Raw genomic sequence first — 7,779 nt, 5'->3', positions numbered from 1 at the left:
GCGGCTGCGCCGTCCCTGACCCGGGCAGATTCGGAAACCAGGCATTCGGCCATGCCCCCACACTCACGTGGTGGCCTTGGAACCGAACACTGGAGACCAGATATGGCTTACGACACTGCAAACACCTACGAGACCATCGAGCTTTTCGGGCTGACCGAGAAGGACGCCCATCTGCCGATCCCGGAAGATCACATCCTGAAGGACAACATCATCCGCGAGAGCTTCGAGGCTTTGCTCGGCTCACTGCGCGGAACCGGTCTCGAAGCTGAAATCGAACCACTCGCGCACGGGCTCGCCACGATCTTGCAGCGGCGCAAGGTGGCACTCAGCAAGGAGGTCGACCGCACCGCCGACAAGATCGGCGCGCTGGCAAAATCCCACGACGGATCGGAGGTCGCCGAGACTGCCCTGGAAGAGGCGCAGGTCCGTTTCCTGCAGCTGCGCGAGATCGTCAGCGCCATTGAGGTGATGAGCGAGGCGGCGGCAGAATGCTACGAGATCGAGACAGGCCACGCCTTCGTGCCGGCAGCCGGGTCGCGCGCAAGCGTCCGGGCGCAAGAGACCGGGGCGGTCTTCGAGGCGCGACAGCTCCTGGAGCAGCACGACCGTGAAACCGCCGAGAAGTCGAAAGTCGCGGGGGTGCCGCTGATCGTCTCGGGCGCCACCGACTGGACCGATGTCGATGTGATCTTCAACACGCTCGACAAGGTTCGCGAACGGATCAAGCAGAACCGCAACCAGGAGATCTTCCTCTGCCACAAGGGCGGCAAGCACGGAGCGGAGATGATCGCGGCCCGGTGGGCGCGCGCACGCGGGGTCGCACAAGCTCGCTTCGATCCGCGCTGGTCCGCGCATGGGCGGGCGGCCCCGTTCAAGTGCAACGACGAAATGCTGAACGACAAGTTTGCGGCGACGGGGGTTGTCCTCTTCGGCGGCAACGGGGTCGCGCTGAACCTCGGACAAAAGGCGGAAGCGAAAGGCCTGACGGTCATGCGGGTTGCGGACCCCGCAAAGAAGACCTCGGAGACGTGATTAATAAGGGTCGCCTTCAGGCGGCCCTTTCGTTGTTTCTCTTGGGCGTGGAGGTGCTTGGAGGGTTATGCCTAGCAATTTCATGTTTTGATAGGTATATGCGTGCCAAGCAAAACTTGAAAATGATTGGCATGACTCCATTCAGCAGTATCGCGATGAGCGCCTATACCGACCTGGTGCGCCTTCTGAAGGATGACACCTTGTCCGGCGTTGAAGGCAAACCAACGCTCAAGGAGCGCAGCGACAAGGCTTATTGGTACGCTGCGCGACGCGTCGGGACGGAGATGCGGTTCATCTATATCGGCGAGGACAACGACGAGACGCGTGCACGCATTGACCGGATCGAGGAGCTGCGCGCGACTGCCAAGGACCGACAGGCGGAACGGTCGCGGCTTGTTCGGCTCTTGCGCGCCGAGGGCATAACGCCCACCGACCGGGCGACCGGTTCAATTCTGTCGGCCATGGCTGCCGCAGGGACCTTCCGACTGGGTGGCACCATCGTCGGGACAAACGCATTCCGGCTCTATGAAGGTGAGCTTGGCATCCGGTTGCCCTTGGGTGGTATGGCCAATACCGGTGACATCGACATTGCCCAGTTTGAAAAGCTCAGCGTCGCCCTGGAGGATCAGGTCGATCCGGGTCTGGCCGAGACCTTCTCGGCGCTCAAATTTGATCCCTTACCGGCTCTTGACCAAGGTCGGACCTGGCGGTGGGCCCAAGGTGGCAGTGGCCAGTTGGTCGAGTTTCTTGCACCTGCCTTCGGGGATGAGACTATCCGCGATCTGCCAGCATTGGGCGTGAACGCCCAAGGATTGAACTATCTCAACTTTCTGATCGCCGAACCGATCCATGCAGCGGCGATCTATCGATCCGGGGTTCTGGTGCAAGTGCCGCGCCCGGAAAGATATGCAGTCCACAAACTGATTATAGCTGATCGGCGGCGTGATGGGGCGGGGAGCCTCAAATCCGCGAAGGACCGCGAGCAGGCGGCCTTCTTGATCGAGGCGATGGCCGAGGACCGGCCAGATGATCTGTTCCGGGCCTATGCCGCCGCGCTAGAGGTTGGCCCACGGTGGCGCGAGCACATCGGCAACTCGCTGAAGCGGATGCCTGAGACGAAGGCAATCATAGACAGCTTGGGTACGTAATCGCCAACATCACGAAATTTGCCGTGCTTGGTGCTCCTGGCAGGCCTTGTCTGGAACCCTGGATCAACAGGCTGAGGCGGTCGGTACCGTCATCCCCTCTACCCGGTCCGTCACAGTGCGGCCCATCCGCATCGGTTCGGGCTGGGCTGCACCTCACGCACATCGTCAGCAAAGCAAGACGCGAGGGCTCGAGACGTCGCACTTGAGGTTGAAGACAAGCACGGGCCTCGGGTGGCGTTTCGGAAGATCGTGCCCAGGCAGGAAGGCTACCTCAGCACCTTGGCCATGATCTGCGAGACGCGGACGCGGATGGTGGCGACGGCATGATGGCAGAGGTCATTTGGGTCTCTCCTTTTTGCTCATAGATGTGGATCGCACGGGGTCGGCCCGTCCGTGCCCTCCGCTGACGCTTCGGCAAGCACAAATACGGCTTCCACGGCGGGGCCGCGGACCCTCCGTGTATGGACGCCCCCAGGGATGCAAGCGATTTCTTTCTGTTAGACATGGTGGAGCGGTCGAGTTCTTCCGTGTATCCGGCCTCCTTATGCAGCAGTGTTCGCTGCGGGCCCTCATGGTGAGTTCGAGGAACGGGTCCAAAACGCATTTGCGGGGTCTAAGCCTCCGGGAGGGTCACTGGTTTTCCTATTCCTGATCTCGTCGACGCTTTACCATGACCTCCGTTCAGAACTGCCGCTTCCCTTTGGGCCCCACCGCGCTCAGGCGCGCGCCGGGGTTTCGTAGGCGCCGCCTCGGGTCATCAGGACCCAGGCGATGCGCGCCATCTTGTTCGCCAAGGCAACAGCCACGAGCATCTTCGGTTTGCGGGCGAGCATGCGGGCAAGCCATGATCCTTCGGGCGCCCCGCCACGCCGCTCGGCGGATTGGATCGTAGACATCGCGCCGATAATCAGCAGCCTCCTGAGATCGCGCTGTCCCATCTTAGATGTTCGCCCCAGCTTGGCTTTACCCCCGGTTGAGTGTTGTCGCGGGGTAAGACCTACCCAAGCGGCGAAATCTCGCCCTTTTGAGAAGGTTCCGAGCGGTGGTGCCAAAACGGACAGCGAAACTGCCGTCACAGGGCCAACCCCCGGCATGGTCATTAGACGTTTTGCTACATCGTTTTGCTTGGAGACCTGCCTCAGCTGCAACGATAGAGCATCTATGCGCTCGGAAAGAGAGCTGATCAGCTCGAAGAGCACCCGACAAACCGAGATGACCGTGTCCGGCAAAGCATCTTCACGAGCATTCATCTCATCTTCCAGGCGCGGCAAATGCTGTGGGCCTTTTGGCGAAACAATCCCGTGCTCCGAAAGATGGCCGCGGAGCGCGTTGATCGTTTGAGTGCGCTGCGCCGTCAATAGGTCCCGCACCTTCAGCACCATCGCTTGCCCCTGTTGTTCAGGGCTTTTCACGGCGACAAAGCGCATGGAAGGGCGGGACGCGGCTTCTGCGATGGCTTCGGCATCAGAGGCATCGTTCTTTTGTCGTTTCACATACGGTTTGACATATTGTGGTGGGATTAGCCGAACTTCATGGCCGAGCGCCGTTATTTCTCGGCCCCAATGATGCGCACCGGCACAAGCCTCGAGGGCAACGATGCAAGGCGGCAGTTTGCCGAGTACTTTCAATACCCGACCCCTCGGAAGAGCTTTGCTAAAAAGCGCGCTCCCGTCGACTGCCGCAGCATGTGCGTGAAACGAGTTCTTCGCGATATCCAGTCCGATGATGTGAACGTCTTGCATGGTTTCCTCCTAACCTAATTCGACTTCTGACATCGCTACCTTTGCACATTGCGATGCCGGGCGGGGGCGTCCACACCATCGCATTTGCACTTGCGACCGGGCCTCTTGCCCCCGTGCTGGCAGATCCCCATCGCAACAAGGAGTAACCCAAATGACCAACCACTACGTCGCCACCGTTCCCGTCAAGTTCACCGACACCGATGGCCAGGAGCGCACCCGTTTTCAGCGCGTGGGTGCGATGTTCCGCAACACCCGCAACGGGGACGGCTCGGAGTTCTTCAGCCTCAAGCTCGACTTCCCGGTCGCGGTCTCGGAGCTGGTGATGTTCCCACCGAGCGCGAAAGATCCCCAGGACTGAATCCTCTGACGAGGATGGGCCGCCCCGGGACGATCTTGGGGCGGCCCGATCCCTGTTCCAGGGATGCCGTCACCGGCGCGTGTGATCGCCTACAGCGACCTCCTCTTGGTGCCGGTATCCTCGCGCTCAAAGGACGATCGTCGCCCGGAATGATCATGTCGCGACAGACCGGCCAGTCAGCCTCAAGGGGGCCATCCACAAAAACCTATCGGCCAGGGCCTCCCGGTTTTTGCGGCAGAGATTTGGCAAGCCAAATCTGGCCCTCCTTGACCCTGCCTATCCGCCCTGTCGGTGGGGTTTGCGCCCGCCCGCGGTTCCGTCCGAACACGTGCGTGTTCGGTCAGACCCTTGGGCGGTGCTGGGGAAGGGGACCCATTGGACAGGTGGGTCGCCCGGTGGTGAGGGCGGCAGAGCCGCGTCCCTGCGGGCCGCGAGGGAAGCGGACACCAAGGCTGCCTGAGCCTGAATGCTACGTAAGTATATAATTGACAGCTAGGTATATTATCGTAATGTGGGGGCAGCCTTGGTGGAAGGTGGCAGGAAATAGGGGGTCTTTCTTCCGCATGTCCCGAACAAAACGCCTGACAGAGATCGAGAAGATGCAGATCGTCCGCGAAGCCGCGGAGGGTGTGTCGACGTCTGAGCTGGCCGAGCGTTTCGAGGTCACATCGCGGGCCGTGCGCTATGTCCTCAAAGCTGATGCCGAGCGCCAGGCAGATGCCGCGATCCCGGTTTCCGCAGTCAGCGTGAAGGTGACCAGTGCGGAGCTTGCAGCCTTCGATGCGGTGCTTGCCTCGGCCGGGATCGAGAGCCGGGCCGAGGGGCTGCGGCGGCTAATCCAGGCGGCAGGCGGGGTGTTCGTTCCGGACGCGCAGATGGCAGCAGAGATGGCGCGCTATCGCGCCTCTCTGCACGAGGTCGGGAATGGGGTCGCGCAGATCGCCAAGCAGATGACGCGGGCCAACTGGATGGGGCAGGGGGCCGTGGATGGCACGAGTGCCGAGTTCACCGATTTGCGTCTCGCGCAGATGCGCGGGCTGGCGCGGTTCATCCTGGATTCCGCGGATGAGATTGATTTGCTCCTGCGCCGTCGGCGCGATGGGATGCAACTGCAGGCCACGGCCGCGCTGAGGGAGTTTGCCCATGCGGCTGAATGATGCGGTTGACGCGGTTACTGGCGAGGTCTTCCGGGACGGCTGGAGCAGGATCCGGGGTTCGATGCAGGGGCTGCATGTCGCCAAGCAGAGCCAGCTTGTGCGCGCGGCAGCAGGGCATCGGCCAGCGGTCTTCAAGGCGATCCGGGGCGGGGGGACGCATACCAAATCGCAGCTCGCAAACCAGCTCGATTACCTCACAACCAAGTCGACCCATATCGTGGACTCAAGCGGGTTTCTCGATGGCAAGGCGAAGCTCGAGGCGGGTGACATCAAGGATCTGACCGAGCGCTTTGCCAAGCGGTGGGATGCGGGGTTCAAGCCGAAGCTCGGACAGACCACCCACATGCTCATGTCCTTCCCCATGGGCACGCGTGGGGAGGATGTGCGCGACATCGCGACGGACGTGGCCGAGCGGTTCTTCCAGACTGATAAGGGGCATTTCGACTACATCATCGCGGTGCATGAGGACCGCGATCACCCCCATGCGCATCTGGTGCTGAACCGCCGGTCGCAGGAAGGCGAGTTCTTCTTCCTCGGCCGCAATCACCGCTTCAACTATGACGACTTCCGCCTCGCGATGGTCGAGGAGGCCGAGAAGTATGGCGTGCGCCTGGAAGCCACGCGCCGGGTGGATCGCGGCGTGGTACATTACCCAGCCCGCACCAGCGAGGTTTATGCGGCGAAAGAAGAGGGTCGCGCGCCCCGCGAGCGGGAACGTGTCGGGGCCGACCTGACGCGGACGCTGGCCGAGATCACCAACACCAGAACCGTCTATCATTCGCTTGCCGTGGAGACCTCCCGGGAGACCTCCGAGGTCCGCGGGGCCCGCGAAGACATTGCCGCGGCACTCTTCCGCGCGGGCGAGGTGCTGGCGCATGGCGGGCAGGTGGACCGAACAGGAGATGTGTATATGGCCGAGGATCAAAGTTTCGAGGATCTGAGAAGCCTCTATGCGGAGAAACTCGCGCGGGTGCAGGGCATGATCGCCGAGAAGTCTGACGCGGAACGTCCGGTGCTGGAAAAACGTCTCATTGAGATCCAGACGCAGGTCCAGCACATGCAGCCTCTAGGTTTGCGATCATCCACGCTGTCAGAGACCCCCTCGGAGGGCGGGATCTATTCCGAAGCCAATATCGACGCCCACCAGCGCGAGCGACTGGCCGAGCCCGATCTGAGATCGCGCATTGATACCGCGCTGCGGGGCACGGGGATCAGCACATCGGAAGTGGTGGCCCGGATCGAGACCGGGGCCTCGAGCGCCGCGCTGGAGCATCAATGGATCGCAGATGATCTCTCCAAGGTGGCCGAGGCGCGCGATCTGAACCTTGAACGCCGCGCCGATCTGGAACAGGCGCGCGACATTCTCAATGATGTGCATGTCGAACTCGGCACGCTGTTGGAACGGGAAAACGTGCTGCGCCGGGATGGGGTCATGGAAGCGGAACCGGTCAGCGAGCGGTTCCATTATCATGAGGGCGCGGTCCGGGCGATGGAAGGGACAATCCGTCAAGAGATGCGCGCAGACGGCCTGACAGCGCAGCAAATCGAGGACCGGGACTGGAAGGTTGTCTCACGGGCGGAGCGCCGGATCGAGACCGAGCAGCGCGCGTATCTCGCAGCGCACCCGGACCTGCTTGCACGCCCAGGCGATGTGATCGATCGGTCCGAACCCTACAGGGAAACCGTCACCGATGCTGCCCGCGCCAGCGAGATCACCGGCGAGGTCGACCGCATCATGGAGGGACGCGACCTCCGCACGCCTGTTGCAGATGCAGTCACGGATGACTTCCGAGCGCGTTATCCGGACATGCCCTCCCACCTCGCCCGCGGGCTTGGCGCGACCTATGCGGCTGTCGTCGAAATACGCGACACGGAGGTCATCAATCAGGTCCGCCGCGACAACGAGTTGCGCGAGGGGCTTGGGGTTGGCACGCGTGACGAACGTCTAGCCACCCGCGATGAAACGGCGCCGCAGACTGACCGTACCGACCGCCTCGCAGAGGAGATTGCACGTGTCCTTGATCATGAACGGGCGGGGGAGTTGTCCGCGCCCTTCGAGACCGAGGCGGAGCGGGACGCATTCCGGGGCGAGATCGCGCGGGTGCTGGACGTTCGCCAACTCGACCGACTCACATCCGGCGATGCCGATGCGCTGGAACAGGTTCTCGAGGACCGCCTCGACCGGCTCTACGTCGCCAAGGTTTATCTTCAATCCGATGCCGCCACGGCCAACACAGAGGCCTTGCGCCAGGTGGTCGATGATCTTGCCGACGCCGAGTATGAAAAACACCGCGCGACAGACGTGGATGGCGTGACCGTGCGGGGACAGGTCCATTGAGCGC

The 7,779-nt window shown here is 62.2% G+C and carries 6 protein-coding genes; 5 read left to right on the top strand and 1 reads right to left on the bottom strand.

The genetic code is table 11. The features are described from left to right. Positions 1-102: 102 nt before the first annotated feature. Positions 103-1,032, top strand: a complete 930-nt coding sequence (locus tag O4H53_RS25710; RefSeq protein ID WP_269367753.1) for a DUF2493 domain-containing protein — start codon at positions 103-105, stop codon at positions 1,030-1,032. Positions 1,033-1,130: 98 nt separating this feature from the next. Further along, entirely contained in the window at positions 1,131-2,180 is a 1,050-nt protein-coding gene (locus O4H53_RS25705) for a nucleotidyltransferase family protein (RefSeq protein ID WP_443069642.1), read from the top strand. Positions 2,181-2,896: 716 nt separating this feature from the next. Here O4H53_RS25705 and O4H53_RS25700 read toward each other — a convergent pair. Next, positions 2,897-3,922, bottom strand: a complete 1,026-nt coding sequence (locus O4H53_RS25700) for an IS110 family transposase (RefSeq protein ID WP_269367752.1) — start codon at positions 3,920-3,922, stop codon at positions 2,897-2,899. 151 nt (positions 3,923-4,073) lie between these two features. Between O4H53_RS25700 and O4H53_RS25695 the strand changes: the two genes are divergently transcribed. The 3 genes from O4H53_RS25695 (at position 4,074) to O4H53_RS25685 (ending at position 7,775) form a co-directional block, all read left to right on the top strand. Beyond that, positions 4,074-4,280, top strand: a complete 207-nt coding sequence (locus O4H53_RS25695) for a hypothetical protein (RefSeq protein ID WP_007120662.1) — start codon at positions 4,074-4,076, stop codon at positions 4,278-4,280. A gap of 563 nt (positions 4,281-4,843) precedes the next feature. Beyond that, positions 4,844-5,437, top strand: coding sequence for a transposase (locus O4H53_RS25690; RefSeq protein ID WP_269367751.1), 594 nt, complete (start codon positions 4,844-4,846; stop codon positions 5,435-5,437). Continuing rightward, positions 5,424-7,775 carry a relaxase/mobilization nuclease domain-containing protein gene (locus tag O4H53_RS25685; protein ID WP_269367750.1) on the top strand — a complete coding sequence of 784 codons (2,352 nt, stop codon included), beginning with the start codon at positions 5,424-5,426 and terminating at the stop codon, positions 7,773-7,775. The genes O4H53_RS25690 and O4H53_RS25685 overlap by 14 nt, the downstream gene beginning before the upstream one ends. Positions 7,776-7,779: the final 4 nt, after the last annotated feature.

The sequence above is a fragment of the Sulfitobacter sp. G21635-S1 genome (genome assembly GCF_027213915.1).
GTDB lineage: Bacteria > Pseudomonadota > Alphaproteobacteria > Rhodobacterales > Rhodobacteraceae > Sulfitobacter.
The sequence above is the reverse complement of the archived record's forward strand: the minus strand, read 5'-3'. Positions and strand labels throughout refer to the sequence as shown.

Coding starts and splice junctions, on each gene's coding strand:
- O4H53_RS25690 (WP_269367751.1), top strand. CDS start 4,844: ATGTCCCGAACAAAACGCCTGACAGAGATCGAGAAGATGCAGATCGTC.
- O4H53_RS25705 (WP_443069642.1), top strand. CDS start 1,131: ATGCGTGCCAAGCAAAACTTGAAAATGATTGGCATGACTCCATTCAGC.
- O4H53_RS25695 (WP_007120662.1), top strand. CDS start 4,074: ATGACCAACCACTACGTCGCCACCGTTCCCGTCAAGTTCACCGACACC.
- O4H53_RS25710 (WP_269367753.1), top strand. CDS start 103: ATGGCTTACGACACTGCAAACACCTACGAGACCATCGAGCTTTTCGGG.
- O4H53_RS25700 (WP_269367752.1), bottom strand. CDS start 3,922: ATGCAAGACGTTCACATCATCGGACTGGATATCGCGAAGAACTCGTTT.
- O4H53_RS25685 (WP_269367750.1), top strand. CDS start 5,424: ATGCGGCTGAATGATGCGGTTGACGCGGTTACTGGCGAGGTCTTCCGG.